The organism is Phenylobacterium sp. (assembly GCF_036677185.1).
In the GTDB taxonomy this organism is placed as follows: Bacteria; Pseudomonadota; Alphaproteobacteria; order Caulobacterales; family Caulobacteraceae; genus Phenylobacterium.
The window spans coordinates 46742-67542 of the sequence record NZ_JAKFEN010000040.1; the positions used below are offsets into that span (position 1 = coordinate 46742).

The 20801-nt window shown below is 70.5% G+C and carries 22 protein-coding genes and 1 riboswitch; of the genes, 6 read left to right on the forward strand and 16 right to left on the reverse strand.

The features are described 5' to 3' along the window. The first annotated feature begins 31 nt into the window (after positions 1–31). The 4 genes from V6M51_RS20660 (at position 32) to V6M51_RS20675 (ending at position 3611) form a co-directional block, all read left to right on the forward strand. Complete coding sequence (locus tag V6M51_RS20660) at positions 32–913, forward strand: LysR family transcriptional regulator (protein ID WP_332770127.1); 882 nt, start codon at positions 32–34, stop codon at positions 911–913. 118 nt (positions 914–1031) lie between these two features. Then, positions 1032–1997: a CsgG/HfaB family protein gene (locus tag V6M51_RS20665; RefSeq protein WP_332770128.1), complete on the forward strand. Its 966-nt coding sequence runs from the start codon at positions 1032–1034 to the stop codon at positions 1995–1997. 73 nt (positions 1998–2070) lie between these two features. Then, the gene (locus V6M51_RS20670) at positions 2071–2568 is read left to right on the forward strand and encodes a pyridoxamine 5'-phosphate oxidase family protein (RefSeq protein ID WP_332770129.1); all 498 of its coding nucleotides are present in this window, start codon (positions 2071–2073) and stop codon (positions 2566–2568) included. A 311-nt stretch (positions 2569–2879) separates the two neighbouring features. Then, positions 2880–3611 (forward strand): Crp/Fnr family transcriptional regulator, encoded by a 732-nt coding sequence (locus V6M51_RS20675; protein WP_332770130.1) that lies wholly within the window; start codon positions 2880–2882, stop codon positions 3609–3611. Here the strand turns inward: V6M51_RS20675 and V6M51_RS20680 are convergent. The 11 genes from V6M51_RS20680 to V6M51_RS20730 all read right to left on the reverse strand — a co-directional run bounded on the left by V6M51_RS20680 (position 3608) and on the right by V6M51_RS20730 (position 14659). Continuing rightward, on the reverse strand, positions 3608–4204 hold the full coding sequence (locus V6M51_RS20680) for a sensor histidine kinase (RefSeq protein WP_332770131.1): 597 nt from the start codon (positions 4202–4204) through the stop codon (positions 3608–3610). The two genes, V6M51_RS20675 and V6M51_RS20680, sit on opposite strands and share 4 nt — an antisense overlap. A 156-nt stretch (positions 4205–4360) precedes the next feature. Beyond that, positions 4361–5143 (reverse strand): adenosylcobinamide-GDP ribazoletransferase, encoded by a 783-nt coding sequence (cobS, locus tag V6M51_RS20685; protein WP_332770132.1) that lies wholly within the window; start codon positions 5141–5143, stop codon positions 4361–4363. Position 5144: 1 nt separating this feature from the next. Then, a complete protein-coding gene (gene cobT, locus V6M51_RS20690) occupies positions 5145–6179 on the reverse strand; it encodes a nicotinate-nucleotide--dimethylbenzimidazole phosphoribosyltransferase (RefSeq protein WP_332770133.1) in 1035 nt (344 codons plus the stop codon). Then, positions 6176–7642 (reverse strand): cobyric acid synthase, encoded by a 1467-nt coding sequence (locus V6M51_RS20695; RefSeq protein WP_332770134.1) that lies wholly within the window; start codon positions 7640–7642, stop codon positions 6176–6178. Before V6M51_RS20695 ends, cobT begins: the two co-directional genes overlap by 4 nt. Further along, positions 7630–8559, reverse strand: coding sequence for an adenosylcobinamide-phosphate synthase CbiB (gene cbiB, locus V6M51_RS20700; protein ID WP_332770135.1), 930 nt, complete (start codon positions 8557–8559; stop codon positions 7630–7632). The genes V6M51_RS20695 and cbiB overlap by 13 nt, the downstream gene beginning before the upstream one ends. Next, complete coding sequence (locus V6M51_RS20705; protein WP_332770136.1) at positions 8549–9325, reverse strand: ABC transporter ATP-binding protein; 777 nt, start codon at positions 9323–9325, stop codon at positions 8549–8551. The genes cbiB and V6M51_RS20705 overlap by 11 nt, the downstream gene beginning before the upstream one ends. Then, complete coding sequence (locus tag V6M51_RS20710; RefSeq protein ID WP_332770137.1) at positions 9322–10296, reverse strand: FecCD family ABC transporter permease; 975 nt, start codon at positions 10294–10296, stop codon at positions 9322–9324. The genes V6M51_RS20705 and V6M51_RS20710 overlap by 4 nt, the downstream gene beginning before the upstream one ends. Continuing rightward, a complete protein-coding gene (locus tag V6M51_RS20715) occupies positions 10293–11135 on the reverse strand; it encodes an ABC transporter substrate-binding protein (protein WP_332770317.1) in 843 nt (280 codons plus the stop codon). The genes V6M51_RS20710 and V6M51_RS20715 overlap by 4 nt, the downstream gene beginning before the upstream one ends. Positions 11136–11140: 5 nt before the next feature. Continuing rightward, entirely contained in the window at positions 11141–11758 is a 618-nt protein-coding gene (cobO, locus tag V6M51_RS20720; protein ID WP_332770138.1) for a cob(I)yrinic acid a,c-diamide adenosyltransferase, read from the reverse strand. After that, positions 11755–12744, reverse strand: a complete 990-nt coding sequence (locus V6M51_RS20725) for an aminotransferase class I/II-fold pyridoxal phosphate-dependent enzyme (RefSeq protein WP_332770139.1) — start codon at positions 12742–12744, stop codon at positions 11755–11757. Before V6M51_RS20725 ends, cobO begins: the two co-directional genes overlap by 4 nt. Beyond that, the gene (locus V6M51_RS20730) at positions 12719–14659 is read right to left on the reverse strand and encodes a TonB-dependent receptor plug domain-containing protein (RefSeq protein ID WP_332770140.1); all 1941 of its coding nucleotides are present in this window, start codon (positions 14657–14659) and stop codon (positions 12719–12721) included. Before V6M51_RS20730 ends, V6M51_RS20725 begins: the two co-directional genes overlap by 26 nt. Positions 14660–14764: 105 nt before the next feature. After that, positions 14765–14952, reverse strand: a riboswitch (cobalamin riboswitch). 29 nt (positions 14953–14981) lie between these two features. Here V6M51_RS20730 and cobU point away from each other — a divergent pair. Both cobU and V6M51_RS20740 read left to right on the forward strand, forming a co-directional pair. After that, a complete protein-coding gene (gene cobU, locus V6M51_RS20735) occupies positions 14982–15491 on the forward strand; it encodes a bifunctional adenosylcobinamide kinase/adenosylcobinamide-phosphate guanylyltransferase (protein WP_332770141.1) in 510 nt (169 codons plus the stop codon). A 164-nt stretch (positions 15492–15655) separates the two neighbouring features. Further along, on the forward strand, positions 15656–16438 hold the full coding sequence (locus V6M51_RS20740; RefSeq protein ID WP_332770142.1) for a PEPxxWA-CTERM sorting domain-containing protein: 783 nt from the start codon (positions 15656–15658) through the stop codon (positions 16436–16438). A gap of 63 nt (positions 16439–16501) precedes the next feature. Here V6M51_RS20740 and V6M51_RS20745 read toward each other — a convergent pair whose 3' ends face one another. From V6M51_RS20745 to V6M51_RS20765, 5 genes are all read right to left on the reverse strand, one after another. Then, entirely contained in the window at positions 16502–17431 is a 930-nt protein-coding gene (locus tag V6M51_RS20745) for a sensor histidine kinase (protein ID WP_332770143.1), read from the reverse strand. A gap of 116 nt (positions 17432–17547) precedes the next feature. Beyond that, entirely contained in the window at positions 17548–18021 is a 474-nt protein-coding gene (locus V6M51_RS20750; RefSeq protein WP_332770144.1) for a hypothetical protein, read from the reverse strand. 323 nt (positions 18022–18344) lie between these two features. Continuing rightward, positions 18345–19475 carry a zinc-binding dehydrogenase gene (locus tag V6M51_RS20755; RefSeq protein ID WP_332770145.1) on the reverse strand — a complete coding sequence of 377 codons (1131 nt, stop codon included), beginning with the start codon at positions 19473–19475 and terminating at the stop codon, positions 18345–18347. Positions 19476–19622: 147 nt separating this feature from the next. Continuing rightward, complete coding sequence (locus V6M51_RS20760; protein WP_332770146.1) at positions 19623–20003, reverse strand: Rap1a/Tai family immunity protein; 381 nt, start codon at positions 20001–20003, stop codon at positions 19623–19625. Continuing rightward, positions 20000–20800 (reverse strand): LOG family protein, encoded by an 801-nt coding sequence (locus tag V6M51_RS20765; protein ID WP_332770147.1) that lies wholly within the window; start codon positions 20798–20800, stop codon positions 20000–20002. Before V6M51_RS20765 ends, V6M51_RS20760 begins: the two co-directional genes overlap by 4 nt. Position 20801 lies beyond the last annotated feature (1 nt).

Consider the following 20801-nt stretch of genomic DNA (forward strand, 5'->3'; position numbering starts at 1 on the left):
CTCACCCTAGAATAATTTGGGAATCCGACTCGTGTCGCGCAGCCAATTGCCGCTCAATGCGCTCCGCGCGTTCGAGGCCTCGGCCCGGCATCTGAGCTTCACCCGGGCCGGGCTGGAGCTCTCCGTCACCCAGGCGGCGGTGAGCCACCAGGTGAAGGGGCTGGAGGCGCGGCTGGGGGTGGCCCTGTTCCGTCGCCTGCCGCGCGGCCTTGCGCTCACCGACGAGGGCCAGTTCCTGCTGCCGGTGCTGCGCGACAGCTTCGACCGGGTGGGCGAGGTCATGGATCGGTTCGAGGCCGGGCGGGTGCGCCAGGTGCTGACCCTGGGCGTGGTGGGCACGTTCGCCGTCGGCTGGCTGCTGCCGCGGCTGCCGCGGTTCCAGGAGGCCCACCCGTTCGTCGACCTGCGGATATCCACCAACAACAACCGGGTCGACTTGGCCGGCGAGGGGCTGGACTGCGCGATCCGGTTCGGCGACGGCGCCTGGCACGGGACGGAGGCCGTGCGGCTCATGCCGGCGCCGCTGACCGCGCTATGCGCGCCCGCGGTGGCCCAGCGGTTGGAGGGGCCGGCCTCATTGGCGGCGGAGATCCTGCTTCGCTCCTATCGCGCCGACGACTGGCCGGCCTGGTTCGCCGCCGCCGGCCTTCCCTGCCCACCGATCCGCGGGCCGGTGTTCGACTCTTCCTTCTTGATGGCCGAAGCCGCCGCCCAGGGGCTGGGGGTGGCGCTCGCCCCAGCCGCGATGTTCGAGCGCGATCTGGCCTCGGGACGCCTGGCGCGGCCGTTCATCCAGGAGTCAGGTTCCGGCCACTACTGGTTAAGCTGGTTGAAGTCGAAAGAGCCGACGGGCGCCATGCGCGCGTTGGAGGGATGGCTTGGGGTCAACATGCCGGCGATCGAGGGTCGCTGAGCGCGCGATATACCTAAGCGGCCCTCGACAATACGTGAGACGAGGCAAGCTCAACCGATTGATCGGCGATACCTGGGGGACTAGGCTCGCCCGAACGTAAGAATCCATGAGGGGCAAGATGCGCAAGACCTTTACGACAACCTTGGCCATGAGCCTCGTCGCCACGCTCGCGATTTCGACCCCCGCGAGCGCCCAGTTCGGCATGGACAAGAAGCAGCCCAAGAACGCAGCGACCCCCGAGCTGCCGCGCTGCGACCGTCCGCTGGGCACGGCGGCGGTGCAAGAACCGGCCAACCGCTGGTGGACCGAGCTGGGGCTCTCCAATCCGGAAGCCCTGCTGAAGTTGTTCGCCGCCCGCTCCAACTGCCTGCGGATCGTCGACCGCAACGCGGGACTGGCCATGCGCAACAGCGAGGCGGCGCTGGGCGCCTCGGGCGATCTGCGCCGCGGCTCGAACATCGGCAAGGGCCAGGTGGCCTCGGCCGACTACTTCATCATCCCCGACATCGCCAATTCGGACTCCAACACCGGCGGGGCGGCCATCGGGGCCATCGCCGGCTCGCTGCTGCCGGGCGGCTTCGGCTCGCTGGCCGGCGGCCTGCGCACCAAGAAGGCCCAGGCCCAGGCGCTGATCACCCTGGTCGACGCGCGGACCACCGAGCAGGTCTATGTGGCCGAGGGCGTGGCCCAGAAGACCGACATCAGCTTCGGCGGCGGCGGCGGCGGTTTCGGCACCACCGGCTTTGCCGCGGCGGCCGGCGGCGGCTACGCCAACACCGACATCGGCAAGGTGATCACGGCGGCCTATTTCAACGCCTTCATCGACCTGGTCCGCTACATGCAGCAGGGCCAGGTGGCCACCGGCGCCCAGGCCTCGGCCAACGCCGGCATCCAGGCCTACACCGCCAAGTCGGCGGTGGTGCTGCGCAAGTCGCCCTCGCCGCAGGCCGGAGCCGTCCGTTCCTTCGCGGTCGGCGAGCTGGTCTATCCCACCGGCCAGAAGAACGGCATCTGGTGGGAAGTCGATGACGAGAACGGCAATCGCGGCTGGGTCTCCTCGGCCTTCATCACGCCGCGCAACTAGGCCTACGGTCCAGCTCGGAACTCCATGGCGGCTCAAGGGTTGAGGTGTTAGCGCACCTAACCCAGGAGCCGTCATGAGCATCGATATGAACGACCGCGTCGCCATAGAGCGCCGGTTGTGGGAAGAGATCGAACGCCATCAGGTCGGGATGTTGGGCGTGGTCGGCCGATTGGCCCACCACACCCAGCCGATGACCGCCTTCGTCGAACGCGAGACCGAGGAGATCTGGTTCTTCACCAGGTCCGACAGCGACCTGGCCCAGCACGTAGGCGCGGGTCACAAGGCGATGTTCGTCTTCCAGCAGCGCGACGTGCAGGCCTGCATCTGCGGCCAGCTGACCGTGCAGCACGACCAGGCCCGGATCGACAAGTACTGGAACGCCGTCGTCGCCGCCTGGTACCCACAGGGTAAGTCCGATCCGAAGCTCACCCTGCTGAAGATGGCCTGCGAGGACGCCGATGTCTGGATCTCCCGGGGCGGGCCGGTGAAGTTCGTCTGGGAGATCGCCCTGGCCAACGCGACCCGCCACGAACCACACCTGGGCGGACGCGCGAACCTGCACTTCCACTGAGGCGCCAGCCCCCACCCGCGCTGGATTGAGGCGATTCTGCGACGCATCGTCGCGCTCGAAGTCGTAAGATCACCGCCTCAAGGTCAGCAGTGGAATCTCACGCCGGGAATTTCGGCGCCGCAGATATACTTGCGTCGACTTGTCGAGAATATTTGCCCGCCGGGACCATGGGCAAGGTCTTCGCTGCTTTTGGTGAGCCAATTCTGCTTTTGCGGAGCAGACATCGCATTTGTGTCGAGTTCTCGACAGTCTTTGCGGAGCAGCGTCGATAACTTGCAACCCAAGCCATATGGCTGCGTTCCGATTCCCCGATGCAAAGGCCCCTGATCTCGGTGCAAAATCGCTTGCTCTCGGCCCTGCCCCCTGAAGACTACAGGCTGGTGGCGCCGCATCTTACCCAGGTGGATCTGGAACGAGGACGTCTGCTGTACGAGCCGGGAGACCGGGTCGATACGGCCTATTTCCCGCACGACGGCGTCATCTCGCTGATGACCCTGATGGAGAACGGCGCGGCCATCGAGAGCGCAACCATCGGGCGCGAAGGAGCCCTGGGATTGATGGGAGCGGTGTCGCCCCGCCAGTCGCTGTCGCGGGCCATCGTCCAGACCCCGACCCGGGCCGCCCGCATCGGGGCGAGCCAGTTGCACGAAGCCTGGCAGAAGAGCGCCAAGATCCGCGAGATGGTGGACATGCACACCGAGGCCCTGTTCGGCCATGCCGTGCAGTCGGTGGCCTGCAACGCCCTGCACTCGGTCGAGGCGCGGTTCTGCCGCTGGCTGCTGACCTGCCACGATCGCATCACCAGCGACACGGTGGCCCTGACCCAGGAGTTCCTGGCCGACATGCTGGGGGTGCAGAGGACCACGGTCACCGCCGTCGCCCGCGCCTTGCAGGAGAAGGGTTACATCCGCTATCGCCGTGGGGTTGTGGACATCATCAGCCGCGAAGGCCTCGAGGCCGTGTCATGCGAGTGCTACGAGGTGGTGCGGCGCAACTATGAGCGCCTGCTGCCGCAGCCGTCCGTCGACCGGGTCCGCGGCTAGAGCGAGAAGACCAGGCGGGCGACGACGCCGGCCCGGCAATCCAGCGCGAACTCACCGCGCACCTGGGCCGCCAGGCTGCGCACGAACCACAGGCCGAACCGCTCGCGGGCGCCGGGCGCGGCCGGATCGAAACCCTGGCCGTCGTCCGCCACGGTGAGCTCGCAACGATCGTCGTCCAGGCGCCTGAGGCCGACCTTGACCACCCCGGCGCGGGCGTCCGGATAGCCGTGAGCCAGGGCGTTGGCGACCAGCTCCTGGGCGATGAGCGCGAGCGTCGAGGCCGCCTGGTCGGAGACGTGCAACTGGGCGCAGGACAGCTGGATCTCGGCGGGCCGCGTCCCCTGCCGCCGCTGCCAGACCGGGGTCATGTCGGCGAGATAGGCGGCGAAGTCGACCCCCGCCTCCTGCCGGTGGCGCTCCAGGGCGCCGAGCGAGCCGATGGCGTCGGCCATCCAGACGAGTTGGCGTCGCGCCTCGGGTTCGCTGGCCCTCTGGCCGCGCATTCGCGCCAAGGCGGACATCAACTGAAACGTGTTTGCCATGCGGTGGCGTAATTCCGCCGCCGTGCGCGTATCGGCCTGCTCGTCGCTCATTGCGGTCAACGCCCCCCAGCGTTTGAAAGCAGGCCTAGTAATACGCGTTCCGCGGCGCGCGTCCGTCGCCGAGGTAACAGTTATCGCAGGAATTGGCGCCCATCGCCCGTTTTTTATATGGTGAAGGTTGAATAACTCGCGTCTCACGCGAATTTTTCACCCCCCGGTGCGTGGAGCGGCGGCCAGGGCGAAGGCCGCCGAGACCCCCAGCAGGAAGCCGATTTCGAAGACCTGCTCGACCGCTCCCAACACGTCTCCCGTGTATCCGCCGAGCAGGCGACGGGCGATGAGCGCCAGGCCCAGGGCGAGCAGCGAGGCCAGCAGGAGGCCCTGGACCACCACCCCGTCCGGCGAAAGCGCCAGGGGCAGGCCGGCGAAGACCAGCGCGATCAACATCTCGCCGAGCGAGAGGCCGACGGGCGCCGCCTTCCATTTCGACGCTCTGGGCGCGCCGACATAGGGCAGCAGGCGCATGACGATCACGGACGCGCCGCGCCCGGTCCCGTGGGCGGCGATCAGCGCCCAGGCGCCCAGGCCCGCCGGCAGGGTGGCCAGCGCCGCGGCCTTCAGGGCCAGGCCAAGACCGAGGGCCAGGGCGCCGTAGGTCCCGATCCGGCTGTCCTTCATGATCGCCAGCCGTTTGGCGGGGTCGGCCCCGCCGCCCAGGCCGTCGGCGGTGTCGGCCAGGCCGTCCTCGTGGAAGGCGCCGGTGATCAACACGCCGGTGGTGATCGCCAGGATCGCGGGAAGCCAGCCGCTCCAGACCTGGGAGGCGGCCCAGAAGACGAGGGCGCAGGCGCCGCCGACCAGCAGACCGACCAGGGGGAAGTAGCGGGCGCCGCGCGAGACCCAGTCGGGCTCGAAGCCCTTCAGCCGGGGCGTGGGCAGCCGGGTGAGGAACTGGACGGCGCAGAGGAAGAGCTGCAGCTCGCGGCTCATCTCACAGCCTTCCGGCCAGGACGTCTTCGAGGCTGGCCACTTCCCTGAGCAGGGCCGCGGCGGCGCGGACCAGGGGTAGGGCCAGCAGGCTGCCGGTCCCCTCCCCCAGCCGCAGGCCGAGGTCGAGCAACGGCCGGGCGTCCGTCGCCGCCAGCATGGCGATGTGACCGGGCTCGGCGGAACGATGGGCCCAGACGCAGTAGTCGGCGGCGGCGGGAACCAGGCGGATGGCGGCGAGGGCCGCGGCCCCGCAGATGAAGCCGTCGATCAGCACCGGACGGCGGGCCGCCGCCGCGCCGAGGACAGCGCCGGCCATCATGACGATCTCCAACCCGCCGAACTGAGCCAGGATCTCGCGGGGGGCGACGGCGTCGGTCCGGGCGGCGGCCTGTTCCAGGACAGCGAGCTTGCGCGCCAGGCCCGCGGCGTCGTGACCGGCGCCGGGCCCCACGCAAGCGGCCAGGGGCGCCGGCGCCAGGCGGTGGACCAGCAGGGCGGCGGAGGCCGAGTTGCCTATGCCCATCTCGCCCAGCGCCAGCACGTCGAAGCCCTCGGCGGCGGCCTCGCGGGCGATGGCCGCGCCCCGGGCCAGGGCGGAGTCCACCTCGTCGGCGGAGAGCGCGGGCCCCAGGGCGGCGTTGCGCGAGCCCTTGCGGACCTTGGCGAAGATCAGGGCCGGATGCGGAGCGAGGTCGGCGGCGACTCCGGCGTCCACCACCCGCAGCTCCGCGCCCGCCACCCGGGCGAAGGCGTTGGCGGTGGCTCGGCCGGCCAGCAGGGTGGCGACCATGGCCACGGTCACCGCCGAGGGATAGGCCGAGACCCCGGACTCCGTCAGGCCGTGGTCGCCGGCGAAGACCAGCAGCAGGGCGCGGTCGGTCGGAGGGTCGGCCCGGCCGGCGATCAACGCCAGCTGGACGGCCAGATCCTCAATGCGACCCAGCGCGCCGAGCGGCTTGGCCTTGCCGTCCAGCAGGGCGCGCAGGACGCCCTCCTGGCCGCGATCGAGGGGGGCGATGTCGGGCAACAGGGTCACGGTCGGGGCTCCAGGCCGGCGATGGCCGCCAGACGGTCGATATCGAAGGCCTGCTCCAGGGCCAAGGCGATCTCGTCGAGGGCGGCGTCGACCCTGGCGGTTTCGTCGACGCCGTCGGAGGTCGCGCCCAGGGGCGCCAGCAGGGCCGTCCTGGCCTCGCCCAGGCCGAACAGGCCATGGACGTAGGCGCCCATGATCCGGCCGTCGGGGGAGATCGCGCCGTCGCACGTCCCGTCGTCGCGGACCAGCAGGGGGCGGGCGAGGTCGGCGCCCGACGTCCGGCCCACATGGATCTCGTAGCCCTCGAAGCGGCCGCCGGCGGCGAGGCGCCCCGCGGTGGGGGTCAGAACCTTGTCGTCGGTCAGGGTGGTGGCGACGTCCAGCAGACCCAGGCCCGCGGCCTCGCCCGGCGGCCCCTCGACGCCCAGGGGGTCGGCGATCGAGCGTCCCAGCATCTGGAAGCCGCCGCAGACCCCCAGCACCCGGCCGCCGCGCCGGACATGGGCGGCGAGGTCGATGTCCCAGCCCTGGGCGCGCAGGAAGGCGAGATCGCCCAGGGTCGCCTTGGTCCCGGGCAGGATCACCAGATCGGCGTCCCCCGGCAGGGGCGTGCCCGGCGGCACGAAGGCGAAGTCCACCTCAGGCTCGGTGCGCAGGGGGTCGAACTCGTCGAAATTGGCGATACGCGAGAACATGGGGGCGACGATCTTGACCCGGCGTCTTGCGCCGGGCGCCAGATGGTCCAGGACCACGGCGTCCTCGGCAGGCAGGCGCCGGGCGGCGGCCAGCCAGGGGGCCATGCCACAGTCGGCCCAGCCGGTGCGGCGGACGATCTCGGCGCGGCCGTCGGCGAACAGGCTGGGATCGCCGCGGAACTTGTTGATCAGGAAGCCGGCGATCATGTCGCGGTCCTCCGCATCGAGCACGGCGTGGGCGCCGACCAGGGCGGCGATGACATGGCCCCGGTCGATGTCGCCCACCAGCACAACGGGAACCTGGGCGGCGCGGGCGAAGCCCATGTTTGCAATGTCGCCGGCTCTGAGGTTGGTCTCCGCCGGGCTGCCGGCGCCTTCGATTATGACCAGGTCACACTCGGCCTCGAGGCTGCGGAAGCTCTCCAGCACCACGTCCAGCAGGCCGGCCTTGCGGTCCTGATAGGCGCGGGCCTGCCACGTGCCCGCCATCTTGCCGCGCACCACCAGCTGGGCGCCGACGTCGCTCTGGGGCTTCAGCAGCACCGGGTTCATGTGGATGGTGGCCGGGGTGCGGCAGGCTGCGGCCTGCAGCGCCTGGGCGCGGCCGATCTCGCCGCCGTCGACGGTGACGGCGGCGTTGTTGGACATGTTCTGCGGCTTGAAAGGCCGCACGGTCAGGCCGCGATTGCAAAACAGCCGGCAGAGGCCGGCCACCAGCACGGACTTGCCCACGTCGGAGCCGCAGCCCTGGATCATCAGCGCGGCCATGCGAAGCCTCCCAGGGCGAGACCAGCGGCCAAGAGGCCGCAGGCGCGCAGATAGAGCCCAAGCCCGCGGGTCAGGTCCAGCGGCAAGGGCGGTGGACCGTCGCCGAAGGTCGGGCGCTGGTGGAGGACGCCGTCATAGGTCGCCGGTCCGCCCAGCCGGATGCGGAGGGCGCCGGCCATGGCGGCCTCGGGCCAGCCGGCGTTGGGCGAGGCGTGCTTAGGCGCGTCGCGGAGCATGGTCACCCCGCCCCGCCCGGCGACCAGGGCGATCAGGGCGCCGGCGAGGCGGGCCGGGATCAGGTTCATCAGGTCGTCGGTGCGCGCCGCGGCCCAGCCAAAGCAACGGTAGGGTTCCTCGCGGTGGCCGATGACGCTGTCGGCGGTGTTGACGGCCTTGTAGGCGAAGAGGCCCGCCAGGCCGCCGACCAGGAACCAGAACAGCGGCGCGACCACCCCGTCGTTGAAGCTCTCGGCCAGGCTCTCCAGGGCCGCGGCGGCCGTCCCCTCGCGGTCGAGGCCGACGGTGTCGCGGCCGACGATCATGCCGACGGCGGCGCGGGCGGCTTCCAGGTCGTCGGCGTCGAGAGCGTTACGCACGGCGGCGACATGATCGTGGAGGCTGCGGGCGGCGAGGCCGAGGCTGCCAATCAGGGCCGCGAGGACCAGGCCCCAGCCGGTCATGACCCGGTCGAGGGCGAAGCCGGCAGCGCCCGCCGCGCCCGCCACGATCAGCAGGGTGGCGATCCCGGCCAGCCGGCGTCGGACCTCCCCGCCCCGGTTCAGCGTCCGGTCGAGGCTGCTCAGCGCCCCGCCGATCCAGGCGACCGGATGGGGGATCACCGCGTGCAGGCGCCGCGGATAGCCGACGGCCGCCTCGACGGCCGCGGCGCCCAGCACCAGCCAGGGGTCAGCGGCCACGCCCGACGATCTCGATCAGCGGACCCGAGGCGCCGCTCACATAGCGGGCCTCGATGTCATAGGCGGCGGCCAGGACGGCGGGCGACAGGGCCTCGCCAGGCGGGCCGTCGGCCAGGATCCTCCCCTCCGCCATCACCACGATGCGGTCGGCGATGCGGGCGGCCAGCGACAGGTCGTGCAGGGTGAGCACCACGCCGCGGCCTTGATCGTGGGCCATGGCGCGGAACAGGGCTCCGGCGTCGAGCTGATGGCCGGGGTCGAGGCCGGTGAGCGGCTCATCGGCCAGCAGCCATTCGGGGTCGCCGGCCAGGGCGCGGGCGATCAGCACCCGGCCCCTCTCGCCGCCCGAGAGCGTGGTGACGTCGCGCTCAGCCAGGGCCTCGACCCCGGCGGCGGCCATGGCCCGGTCGATGGCCGCGGCGTCCTCCAGGGAGAGACCGCTGGCGCCAATGAAGGGGGTGCGGCCGAGGCCGACCAGGATGCGGGCCTCCACCGCCCAGGCGATCTCCGGCGTCTGGGGGATGAAGCCGATGCGCCGGGCCCGGGCGCGGGGGGCCATGGCGAGCAGCTCGGCGTCGTCCAGGCGCACCTGACCCGACAGCGGCTTGCGCAGGCCGGCCAGGCAGGCCAGCAGGGTCGACTTGCCCGCGCCGTTGGGGCCGAGGATGGCGGTGACCGTGCCGGCCTCGAAGCCGGCGGCGACATCGTCGACCGCCAGCTTGTCGCCGAGCCGGACGCTGACCGCATGGGCGCTGAGCCGGCTCATGCGATCCTCTTTCGCAGGGAGAGCAGCAGGGCGAAGAAGAACGGCCCGCCCAGCACCGCCATGGCCACGCCCAGCTTCACCTCGCCGGCGGCGGGCGTCAGGCGCACGGCGATGTCGGCGGCCAGGACCAGGACCGCCCCGCCGATAGCGCTGGGAATCAGCAGGCCGCCGGGCCGCGCGCCCACCAGGGGCCGCAGCAGATGGGGCACGATCAGGCCCACGAAGCCGATGACCCCGGTCACCGCCACGCTGGCTCCGGCCGTGAGCGCGACGCCGATGGCCAGTAGCCAGCGGGTGGCGGTCATGTTGATCCCCAGCGAGCGGGCCCCGGTCTCGCCGAGGGTGAGGGCGTCGAGGCCGCGGCCGATCAGCAGCAGCAGGCCACAGCCCACGGCGATCAGCGGCAGGGCCATCTGGACCTCGGCCATGCTGCGGTCGGCCAGCGACCCCATCAGCCAGTTGACGATCTCGTTCACCGCCCACGGATTGGGGGCCAGGCTGAGCGCCAGGGCCACGCCGGCTCCAGCCACGGTCTGCAGGATCACCCCGGCGAGGATGAAGGTGACGATGCTGGAGGCCGAGCCGGAGAGCCCCAGCAGCAGCAGGACGGCGATCAGGGCCCCGGCCATGGCGGCCGCGGCGATCACCCAGGGCTGGGAGGCGCCGGCCCCAAGATAGAGGGTGAGGACAGCTCCCAAGGCGGCCATGGACGAGACGCCGAGCGCGCCGGGATCGGCCAGGGGATTGCGGGTGTAGCCCTGCATGGCTGCTCCCGACATGCCAAGCGCCGCGCCGACCGCGACGCAGAGCAGGGTGCGGGGCAAGCGCAGCTCGAACACGATGGCCCAGCGCGGATCGCCGGGGTCGGTCCAGTCGCTGAGCGGCACCCAGACCCGGCCGGCGGCCATGCTGACCAGGGACAGGACGATCCCGAGGGCGACGAGGGCGGTGAGGATGGTCAGGCGCCTCATCCCCGGGCCTCCAGGGCCTGGGTCCGCGCCAGGGCCATCATCCTGGCGGTCTCGATCAGGACGGGGCCGCCGCAGAACATCAGCCGCTGCGGAAAGTCGGCGCGGTGCATGCGATGCGCCACCCGGGCCAGGGCCGGATGGGTCAGGACCCGGTCGGCCCAGCTCGGCGCGCCGGGCTTGGCGCGGCCGGCCAGTAGGACGTCGGGCGGATCGGCGATCAGCTGCTCCAGAGGCACATTGCCCGTGCGGGTCAGGCCATAGCGGGTGGCGGCGTTCACGAAGCCGGCGCGACGCATCATCTCGTCCACCAGGGTGCCCGGCGCCGAGGCGAAGCCGTTCGACTGGTAGATCAGGGCGCTCAGCCGCGGCTGGCCGGGCGGCGGGGCGGCGTCGGCTATGGCCTTGCGGATGCGGGCGACCAGGGCCTGGCCGCGAGCCGGCCGGCCAGCCGCGTCGGCGACCTGGGCCACCTGGCGGAGGCTGTCCTCAACGTTTTCCGGCACCGAGAACAGCTCGGCGGGAATGCCGAGCCGCGCCAGAGCGGCGCGGGTGGCGGGCGACGAATGGCGCGCCGCCAGCACCAGGTCGGGGCGCAGGGCGACCACCTCCTCGGCGGTCTCGTAGGTGATGGGGAAGCTGGCCCCGAAGGCCGGGACGCTTGAGGAGAGCGGGTCGCGGGAATAGTGGCTGAGCGCGGCGATCTGGGCGCGGTCGGCCACATGGACCAGGATCACGTCCAGGCAGGGATTGAGCGAGACGATGCGGCGCGGCGTCGCCCGCCCCGCCCCGCCCAGGGCGACGACGGCCCCGGCGGCGAGCGCCGACCTGCGGGTCAGCATCCAGCTCAAAAGTCGATCCCGCGCTGGGCCTTGATCCCCTGATCGAAGGGATGCTTGACCAGGGTCATCTCGGTGACCAGGTCGGCGATGGCCAGCAGCTGCGGCTTGGCGTTGCGGCCGGTGATGACCACGTGCTTGTCGCGCGGGCGGGCTTCCAGGTCGGCCACGACCTGGTCGATGTCCAGATAGTCATAGCGCAGGGCGATGTTGAGCTCGTCGAACAGCACGAGATCGAGCTTGGGGTCGGCCAGCATCTCCAGGGAGACGGTCCAGGCGGCCTCAGCGGCGGCGATGTCGCGGGCCCGATCCTGGGTGTCCCAGGTGAACCCCTCCCCCATCACCTCGTAGCGGACCTCATCGGGAAAGCGCTTGAAGAACTGGCGCTCGCCGGTGACCCACTTGCCCTTGATGTACTGCACGATGCCGACCTTCTGGCCCCAGCCGAGCGCACGGGCGACCATGCCGAAGGCGGCGGTGGACTTGCCCTTGCCGTCGCCGGTGTGGACGAGCAACAGGCCCGGCGCTTGGTCGGTCTTGGTGGCCATCAGGGCCTCGCGCTCGGCCTTCAGGACCTTCATCGCCTGGCGGTGGGCGGCGTTCTTGTCGTCTTCGGGCGTGGTCATAGGGCCTCCAACGCCGCGGCGAGCCGCGACCAGGTCTTGGGCAGACCGAACCTGAGCCAGGTCGGTTGATCGGGAAAGGGGCGGGTGAGCACGCCCTGCTCGGCCAGGCGGGTGAAGCGGGCCTTTGCGTCGGGCGCGGAGGTCAGACGGAAGAGCGACGTCCCGCCCAGAATCTCGAAGCCGGCGGCGGTGAGCATCGCGTCCAGGCGGGCGGCGTCGCGGGCCAGGCGACGGATCGTGCGCTCGCGCCAGGCGACGTCGGCATAGGCGGCGGTCCCGGCGGTTATGGCCTCGGCGGCCACCGGCCAGTCGCCGAACTGGGCGCGCACCCGGGCGGTCAGGTCCGGTTCGGCGATCACGAAGCCCAGGCGCACCCCGGCCAGGCCGTAGAACTTGCCGAAGGAGCGCAGGACGACCAGCCGCCCGCCGGCCTGGGACGCGACACTGAGTTCCGGCGCGGTCTCGCCGAAGGACTCATCGACGATCAGCCAGCGGTCGCCCGCCGCCAGGCTCTCGTGGCGGGCGCCGTCGGGATTGTTCGGATTGACCACAACCACCGCCTCGGCATCGGTCGCGGCTATCTGGCCGGCCGAAATCGCCTCGATCTTGGCCCCGGCCAGCCGCCAGGCCTCGGCGTGGCCGCCATAGGCGGGCGAGACCACGGCGACCGACCGGGCGTCCAGCAGCCTCGGCAGGGCGCGCAGCCCCGCCTCGGCGCCGGGCGTGGCGGCGACCCGGTCGGGAGCGACCCCGAAAGCGCCGGCGGCGGCGGCCTCCAGGGCCGCGACCGCCTCGGGATCGGGCAGCCGCGCCAGATCGGCGGGGGTCGCCCGCGCCCCCTTCCAGGGACGCGGGTTGATCCCGGTCGACAGGTCGAGCCAGGGCGTGGGCGCGTCCGGAAAGGCGCGCTTCGCCGCGGCCAGCCGGCCGCCGTGGCGGAGGAAGACCTCCGCGGCCAGGTCAGAACCGGGCGCGGACACCGACATAGGCCCCTCGCCCGGGGGAGCTGTAGTTGCGGGTGGTCTCATACTCGTCGTCGAAGGCGTTCTCGACCCGGCCATAGACCTCCAGCGCCTCGGTCAGGGGATAGGACGCCCGCAGGTCCAGCAGGGTGTAGCTCTGCAGGACATAGGTGTTGCCGACATTGTCGAAGCTGTCGCCCACATAGCGGATGGCGCCGGTGAGCGCGGCGTCGTTCCCCCAGGTGTAGGTGGCCTGGATATTGGCCTGGCGCTCGGGCCGGCGGGTGAGGCGCTTGCCGCGGTTCACGTTACCGGGCGAGGCGTTCTCGGTGTCGGTCCAGGTGTAGTTGGCGCTGAGTTGCAGCGGGCCGAGATCGGCCGAGCCCTCCAGCTCCACACCGTGGGCCTTGGTGCGCGCGGTGTTGTTGTAGACGCCGGAGCGGCGGACCCCGTTGCGGAAACAGAGCGGATTGGTGGTGGCCGCCGTGCAGGAGAAGAAGTCGATCTGGTTCTCGGTCTCGCGCTGGAACCAGGTGGCCGAGGCCCGGAAGCGGTCGGCGAAGCGATGCTCGATCCCGGCGTCCCAGCCGTCGGCCTCCTCGGGCGCCAGGGCCAGGTTGCCGAAGTCGCTATAGAGCTGGAACAGGGTCGGAGCCTTGAAGCCCTGGCCGAAGCTGGCGCGCAGGATGGTGTCGCCGTCATTGAGCGACCAGGCCGCGGCGAGCTGGCCCAGCGTCTGGTCGCCGAAGGTGTCGTGGCTGTCGCGGCGCAGACCGGCGGTGAGGGTGAGGCCATCGATCACCTCGCCCTGGACCTGAGCGTAGACCCCGTCGATGCCCGCCTTGCCGCGCACCGGGGGCGGGTTGGGCGAGAACGCGCTGGGCGAGACCGTGCGCATCTTCGCGTCCTCGGTCTCGGCGCCGAAGGTTGCGGTCCAGGCCTCGCTGATCGTCCAGACGCCCTGGTACTCCCAGCGCCGGTTCTCGCCGCGGGCGTCGAAGGTGACCGGCGTGACCGCCTGGTCGGGATTGAGGTTCTGGCGGTCGGTGCGGGTGTAGCCGTAGGCGACACGGTTCTTCAGGGCGCCGTCCAACAGGTCGAAATTGACCGCGGCGTAGCCGACGAAGTCCTCGGTGGTCCCGTATTCGGGAGTGTCGTTGAAGGTGAAGGCCGGCGCCGGAAAGCCGTCGAAGTTGTTCTTCCCCCTGGAATAGACCGCGCGCAGGTCGAACGACAGGTTGTCGGTGGCCTGGATCTCGGCGCGCCCGCTGACGCCGGTGTTCTCGTAGCCGTCCGTCTCGGACCCCCGGCGATAGGCGGAGTCGCCATCGGTGTTGTAGCGGCCGGCGGCCAGCCGCCAGGCGAGGCGCTCGCCCTTGCCGCCCAGCGCGGCGCGGGCATAGGCCGTGCCCCGAGCGCCGGCCTCGAGCTGGACCGAGCCCTCGAAGGGCTCGACCGCCTGGGCGGTGATGATGTTGACCACACCGCCGATGGCCTGGCTGCCCCACAGGGTCGACTGGGCCCCGCGCAGGATCTCGATGCGCTCGATGTCACCGGCCAGCATATTGGCGAAGTTGTAACCGCCGCCGGCCTGGGACGGGTCGTTCAACTTCACCCCGTCGACCACGACCACGGTCTGGTCGGTTTCGGCCCCGCGGATGCGCAGCGAGGTCGCGCCCCCGATCCCGCCGTTGCGCGAGACGCTGACGCCGGGGGTCTGGGCCAGCAGGGTGGAGACGTCGGCGACCTGGCTGGAGGCGATGTCCCCGGCGTCGAGGACCGTGACGCTCTGGCCGACCCGGTCGGCCTGCTGGGGCGAGCGGTTGGCGGTGACGATCAGTTCGCTGACGCTGGCCGCGGCGATGGGGCCGACCTGGGCGAGCGCGCCGGTGGACAGGCCGCACAGCAGCGCGGTGGTGGATAGCAATAGGGTCTTCATTCGGGTTTCCCCCTGACACGTGACGACGAGCCCGCGCTTGCACGCGGACCAACGGACGTCGTCTCTCGGGAATACTCCCCGTTCGTACGGCTCCACCGGCCGGACGAAGGACGACCGCGTCAGGCAGGTCTCCTGGCTCACGGGTCACAGCCGTTGCGCGCCGCCTTCCCAGACAGATGTCCAGTGGCTAATGACGCGCGGGCTCGCCGCTCACAGTTGCGGGGACAGCCCAGGTATCTCACCTGAGTTCCCTATTAATCCCCTCGCGGGGAACCTGTCGCAGGGCCGCCATTAGGCTCTGCCATGCGGAGCGTCAATCGTCATGAGCCTGACCCTGGTCCTCGGCGGCGCCCGATCCGGCAAGACTTCATATGCCCTTACGGAAGCAGGAAAACGGCCGGCGGAGCGGCGCGTGATGGTCGCCACGGCCGAGGCCCTGGACGCCGAAATGGCCGAGCGCATCGCCCGCCACCGGGCCGAGCGCGGCGGCGCCTGGGCGACCGTCGAAGCGCCGCGGGAGCTGGCGGCGGCGGTGCGCGAGTTGAGGTCCGGCGAGGTGGCGGTGATCGACTGCCTGACGCTCTGGCTGACCAACCTGATGCTGGACGAGGCCGACCTCGGCGCGGCCGTGGCCGAGCTCGGCCTGGCGCTGAGGGCCAGCCCCGCGGAGCTGTTCGTGATCTCCAACGAGGTCGGCCAGGGCATCGTGCCCGACAATGCGCTGGCCCGACGGTTCCGCGACCAGGCCGGCTGGATGCATCAGGCGGTGGCCGCGGCGGCCGACCAGGTGGTGATGGTCGTGGCGGGACTGCCGCTCGTCCTGAAGGGGTGATCGCATCTCCCTTGGCGGGCGAGCGCGATTGACTCTTAACGAGTGTTAACACACGGATAGCTGGTGGGTGGCTAGGGGCCGAGTCTGGGCCGTTCGCCTGCTGTCCGCTCTGAGTGCGAGAGCGTCTCCCAAGCTTATCGGTTTCAGCAAGTCAGGGGCTATCCGTGCAGACACGCATCCTATCCTTCGCGGCCGCGATGGCGGGCGCGGCCTTCCTGGCCGGTCAGGTCCAGGCGTCTGAGAACTTCGACGGCCCGGTGCTCACCGGCCCGACTCAGGCGGCGGACACCTGGTACACGGACCGCTACGCGCCGGCCGGCTTCGACAGCGGCGTGGCGTTCGACGGGCGCCAGGTCCTGGAGGTCGACATCAGCGCGGCCGACAGCGCGAGCAATCGTCCGGCCGCCTTCAGCAGCTCCTTCTACAACACCCAGGGCCGCAAGCTCGACCTGGCCGACGGCGCCACGTCCATGAGCATCGAGCTTTATATCGACAGCACCTGGGCCAGCGAAAGCCGCCGCATGGCCGGCTTCTGGGGCACGGCCTTCGACGGGGCGGACGCGCTCACCTCCTATCCGATCATCTCGTTCCATGGCACGGACGGTTTCCAGGGCTGGAACGGCGCCTCCTATGTCACCTTTGGCGTGCCGACCGGCTTCGCCTACGGGACCTGGGCGACGCTCAGCATCTCGCTGCAGGGCGACAACTGGCTCTATCAGGTCGGCGACAAGACCCTGCTGGTGGACGCCAACGGCAGCGCCGACCTCGGCAATGTCATCCTGCAAGCGCACAATACGCAGGAGGGCGCGAACTACAGCGTCCGCTGGGACAACCTGATCACGGGCGGCGTGGTCCCAGAGCCCGCCACCTGGGCGATGATGATCACGGGCTTCGGCCTGAGCGGCGCCATGCTGCGTCGCCGCCGCGCGACGGCGATCCTGGCCTAGGACCAACCGCAAGACCGATCGACGAAACCCGGGCGCCTCGCGGCGTCCGGGTTTTTCGTACGCCTAGAGCGCCACGGTCAGTTCGAATCTGAGGCCGCCCTCGGTCCAGTCGAAGCTTGCCGAGCCGCCGAGCTGGCGGGCGAGGTCGGAGATCAGCTTGGAGCCGAACCCCTTGCGCGTCGGGGCGCGCACCAGCGGTCCGCCGATCTCGCGCCAGACCACCCGCACGACCTTGTCGTCTTCCAGGGCCCAGTCCACATGGACCTCCCCGGCCTCGGCCCCGAACGCCCCGTACTTGCTGGCGTTGGTGGCCAACTCGTGGACGACCATGCTGAAGGGTTGAACCTGCTGGGGCGATAGCACCACCGCGGGGCCCCGTAGGTGATAGGCGTCGGCCTTGCCCACCGTGGCGAGCTCCTCGGCCAGGACGTCGGCCACCAGGGCTCCCTCCCAGCGGCGGCTGGCGAGCGTCCGCTGGGCGCGGGCGAGCGCACTGACCCGGCCCATGACGATCTGCTTGTAGCGCGCGACATCGCCGGCGCGGGTCAACTGCATGATCGACTGGACCACCGCCAGCATGTTGCGCGCCCGGTGGTCGACCTCGCGCATCAGCAGCTCGCGGGCGGCTTCATTGCGCTTGCGGTCGGTGATGTCGGTCAGGGTGACGGCGATTCCGCCGCCGTGCATGGGCGCGATCCGCAACTCCACCACACGGTCGGGCCGCAGGCGCGAGGGCGTTTCGAAGACGGTGGTCTCCGCCTTGTCCATGGCCGCCGCGCAGGCGTGCTCGAACGGCGTGCCGCGGCCTTGCGGGAAGACATCCCACATGACCTTGCCCAGCAAGGCCTTGCTGGAAACGTTGAAGTAACGCTCGGCGGCGCGGTTGAAGAGCACGTAGCGCCAGTCGCGATCCAGGGCGTAGAAGCCGTCGCTGACGCTTTCCAGCACCGCGGCCAGGCGCGCCTCGGTCTCCGACGGCTCCGGCGACTGCATGACGCCCATCTCAATCCCCCTCGCCCCCTGGGGAACATGGGAATCGACAGCTCGCGTCGACGAGTCCCCCCGGTTTGAAGCGCCGAGCGGCGACTCTAGTTCCGCGTGCGACAGCTTCAACCTCGGGCGGTCTTGGCCTGGGGCGTGGTTTGGGGCGTGGCTTGGGTCTGGGGCGGATCGAAGGAGCGGCTGGTCTCCAGGGTCTTGAGGCGCGCCGCGAACTCGGCCGACAGCCGCCAGCCGAAGCCGCGGACCGTCTCGATCGCGTCGGCGCCCAGCTTCCGGCGGATCCCGTGGATGACCACGTGCACGCCCGATAGAGTGCGGTCGGCGACGTCGTCCAGCCGCGGCAGGGCCTCGTCGAGCGAGTAGACGTCGAGCAGCCGCGGAAAGGCGCCCTTGAGCGCCGCGATGATCGCGATCTCCTGCGGTCGTAGGCCCACCATCCAGGGGGCCACCTCGATCGCCTCGATATGCACGGCGCGGAGCTGAGTGAGCAGGACGTCGATCTGCGCCCTGGCCTTGCCGAGCTCGTCTTGGAGCTGGCGAACGCGCGGACGGCGCGGCTCCTGGTCTGGCGGCAGTCTCAAATCCGCACCTCGGCGTAGGCGGCGGCGACGGGGGTGTGGAAGGGCAAGGCCTCGCCTTGCGTCAAGTAGTTCGGCATCGGAACCTTGAGGCTAGGGGGGTGGCTGAAGGTCGCCCGAACCTAGCCTCCGATTCCAACCGCCGCCTTGGGGCGGTTCGTCGCACTGGGTCGCCACGATCTTGACGTATTGTTAAACTCGTTGCAGCCAAGCCTTTCCGAGCTTGGGTTTGCGCCCGCTCGCCTGGCCGAATCCACCGCCGGGCCGCACCAAAACTGCGTCAATATGTCGGGAGGCCGACACCGGTGGCGCCAGCCTCCGCCCCTCTAGCGCTTGCTAGGGTTGATCAAGTACTTCTCTCCAGTTGCACGGCGATTATAGGCGGCGATTATTTCGGGGTTGAGGGCCTCGGCCAGCGACACCTCATGCGAGTAATGGCTGGCGAAGGTGGTCTTCAGTTCGGCGGCGACTCGCTCGCGCAGCTTCTGGGCCGCCTCGGGACCGATCTTCATCAGGAACGGGGTCAACAGCCAACCGCCCAGCCCCCAGGCCATGCCGAAGCCGCGATTGAGCTCGGTGGGCCGGGTGTCGAGGCCGCCATAGATATAGACCTGCTTGTGGACCGAGGAGCCGTAGCGGCTGTAGGTCGTGGCGGTCTGGTTGGCGGCCGCCTCCATGCCGCTGAGGATCTGGCCGGCCAGCTTGCCGCCGCCGATGGCGTCGAAGGCCAGGGTCGCGCCGGTGGCGACCAGGGCCTTGATCAGGTCCTCCATGAAGCTGGGCGCGCTGGAGTCGACCACGTGCTTGGCGCCGATGGCCTGCAGGATGGCCGCCTGTTCCGGGCTGCGGACGATATTGACCAGGCCCACCCCCTCGGCGAGGCAGATCTTGTTCAGCATCTGGCCGAGGTTGGAGGCCGCGGCGGTATGGACCAGGGCGGTGTGGCCCTCGCGACGCATGGTCTCGACCATGCCGAGCGCGGTGAGCGGGTTGACGAAGCACGAGGCGCCGTCGGCGGCCGTGGCGCCCGGCGGCAGGACCAGGACGTCGGCGGCTTTCAGGCAGCGGTATTCCGCGTACATGGCGCCGCCCAGCATGGCGACGGTCTTGCCCAGCAGGTGTTGGGCGTCGGCGCCGGCCTTGATGACCACGCCGGCGCCCTCATTGCCGACCGGCATGGACTCGTCGAGCCGCCCGGCCATGGCGCGCATGAAGGCGTCCGGGATCTTGGCGGTGACCACCGGCTGCTCGGCCGTACCGCTCGCCACGGCGGTGGACATGTCGGCGGCGCCCAGCAGCAGGCCGAGGTCGGAGGGGTTGATGGGCGAGCCCTCGACCCGGACCAGGACCTCGTCGGCGGCCGGCTCCGGGATCGCCACCCGCGCCAGAGATAGCTCAAGTTCGCCGCTGGCCTTGACCAGTGAGCGCAGTTGCAGGCCCGTGTTGTCGTTCGCCATGTGGCGTCTCCCATCCCGTGTTTCGTTGCGCGCAAGAGAGCGCGTCGCACCACCCGCCGCAATGCGGGGTTTTCTGTTGGGCGGATGAGAAAGCTTGGGATGGCGCGCGTTGGCGGCGGTCGAACGGGCCTTCCGCGCCAGCGCAGGTCAATCGGTCCCCGGGGCGGTGCGATCACACACGAAGCCGTCCGCGAGCGCCGCGGCCATCACGGTCGAGGCCGCCGCGCCTCGGGCCTCGGCGTGACGAGCGAGGAAGGTCATCGCCGCCCCACGCAGATCCTCGGCGGTCACGTTCGCCGGAGGGCAGAAGGTCCTGAGTTGCGGGGGCGCGCCAGCCTCGGCGGCCAGGATCTGGTCCGCAGACCCGACGACGTAGCCCAGGCAAAGAGCCGACCGCAGATCCGCCAGGTCGTCCGCCGGATCCGGCCGGCAATGCTCGTAGAGCTGCTGGCCATCGAGGAACCCGCGCAGGTCGGGAACGGGCGATGTGGAGATCACCCCGGTGGCGAGCATGACGAGCCAGTTCACCCTGCCACCCGTCGGCCCGGCCTTACGCCCTCCGCCAGCAGGCGCGCCCAGATCTCCTCGGCGGTCTCGGCGAAGTGGAAGAGGTCGAGGTTGGGCGCGTCGATCATGCCGTGGGCCAGCAAGGACTCGAAATTGATCACCGAGTTCCAATAGGCCCGGTCGACCAGGACCACGGGGATGGGCGGACTCTTTCCCGTCTGGCGCAAGGTCAGGATTTCGAAGAGCTCGTCGAGCGTCCCGAAACCGCCCGGGAACACCACCAGGGCGTTGGCGCGCATCGCCAGGTGCATCTTGCGCATGGCGAAGTAGTGGAAGCGGAAGGTCAGGTCCGGCGTGCTGTAGGCGTTGGGGCCCTGCTCCTTCGGCAGGGTGATGTTGAAGCCGATGGACGGAGCCCCGGCGTCGTCCGCGCCGCGATTGGCCGCCTCCATGGCGCCGGGCCCCCCTCCGGTGGCGATGACATTATCACGCTGCCCACCGTCGGGCCGGAGCGCCCCGCCCTCTTCCGACGCCAGCCGGCCGAACCGCCGCGCCTCCTGATACCATCGGCGCTGGTCGGGGCTTCCCGTGTCGCTGATGCGCGCGCTGCCAAAGACGACGATCGTGGATCTCACGCCCCAGGCGCGAAGCGCTTCATCGGCCTTGGCGAACTCGAGCAGGAACCTCACGCCGCGCATGGAGCCGCCCAGCAGGAACGGCTGGTCGAGCGCGGCCAGGGTGTAGGAGGGCGAGGCCCGTTGCGCCCGATTGCCGCGCAAATCGGTTGTCGGGGCTTGAGGTTCGAGATCCGCTGGCATC

Coding starts and splice junctions, on each gene's coding strand:
- V6M51_RS20705 (WP_332770136.1), bottom strand. CDS start 9,325: ATGAGCCGGCTCAGCGCCCATGCGGTCAGCGTCCGGCTCGGCGACAAG.
- V6M51_RS20670 (WP_332770129.1), top strand. CDS start 2,071: ATGAGCATCGATATGAACGACCGCGTCGCCATAGAGCGCCGGTTGTGG.
- V6M51_RS20755 (WP_332770145.1), bottom strand. CDS start 19,475: ATGGCGAACGACAACACGGGCCTGCAACTGCGCTCACTGGTCAAGGCC.
- V6M51_RS20680 (WP_332770131.1), bottom strand. CDS start 4,204: ATGAGCGACGAGCAGGCCGATACGCGCACGGCGGCGGAATTACGCCAC.
- V6M51_RS20730 (WP_332770140.1), bottom strand. CDS start 14,659: ATGAAGACCCTATTGCTATCCACCACCGCGCTGCTGTGCGGCCTGTCC.
- V6M51_RS20745 (WP_332770143.1), bottom strand. CDS start 17,431: ATGCAGTCGCCGGAGCCGTCGGAGACCGAGGCGCGCCTGGCCGCGGTG.
- V6M51_RS20665 (WP_332770128.1), top strand. CDS start 1,032: ATGCGCAAGACCTTTACGACAACCTTGGCCATGAGCCTCGTCGCCACG.
- V6M51_RS20695 (WP_332770134.1), bottom strand. CDS start 7,642: ATGGCCGCGCTGATGATCCAGGGCTGCGGCTCCGACGTGGGCAAGTCC.
- V6M51_RS20765 (WP_332770147.1), bottom strand. CDS start 20,800: ATGCCAGCGGATCTCGAACCTCAAGCCCCGACAACCGATTTGCGCGGC.
- V6M51_RS20710 (WP_332770137.1), bottom strand. CDS start 10,296: ATGAGGCGCCTGACCATCCTCACCGCCCTCGTCGCCCTCGGGATCGTC.
- cobU (WP_332770141.1), top strand. CDS start 14,982: ATGAGCCTGACCCTGGTCCTCGGCGGCGCCCGATCCGGCAAGACTTCA.
- cobS (WP_332770132.1), bottom strand. CDS start 5,143: ATGAGCCGCGAGCTGCAGCTCTTCCTCTGCGCCGTCCAGTTCCTCACC.
- V6M51_RS20715 (WP_332770317.1), bottom strand. CDS start 11,135: ATGCTGACCCGCAGGTCGGCGCTCGCCGCCGGGGCCGTCGTCGCCCTG.
- V6M51_RS20675 (WP_332770130.1), top strand. CDS start 2,880: ATGCAAAGGCCCCTGATCTCGGTGCAAAATCGCTTGCTCTCGGCCCTG.
- cobO (WP_332770138.1), bottom strand. CDS start 11,758: ATGACCACGCCCGAAGACGACAAGAACGCCGCCCACCGCCAGGCGATG.
- V6M51_RS20725 (WP_332770139.1), bottom strand. CDS start 12,744: ATGTCGGTGTCCGCGCCCGGTTCTGACCTGGCCGCGGAGGTCTTCCTC.